This is a genomic window from Mesorhizobium sp. M1A.T.Ca.IN.004.03.1.1, from assembly GCF_003997555.1.
Classification (GTDB): Bacteria; Pseudomonadota; Alphaproteobacteria; order Rhizobiales; family Rhizobiaceae; genus Mesorhizobium.
Window position 1 is genome coordinate 1 of record NZ_RZTV01001085.1, and the last position, 236, is coordinate 236.

The 236-nt window shown below is 67.8% G+C and carries 1 pseudogene; it reads right to left on the bottom strand.

From position 1 onward, the window contains the following. A pseudogene (locus EOD29_RS35020) lies at positions 1–236 on the bottom strand (zinc-binding alcohol dehydrogenase family protein); the annotation flags it as partial.

Genomic DNA, 236 nt, shown 5'->3' on the forward strand with positions numbered 1-236 from the left:
GCCGCAGCAGATGGAAGGCCGTCAGCCCCTGCACCATCAGGGCAGTCGCCTCCTCGAAGGAAAGCGCATCCGGCAACGGCGCGGCGAGATTGGCATCGATCGCCACATATTCGGCATAACCGCCGAAAGGCCGGTCGGAGACAAATAGCGGCGCCGCCACACGGCTTCCCAGGAGGCGCGGGTCCACGCTCTCGCCGACCGCCTCTACGGTGCCGGCTGCCTCGACGCCTGGGAAC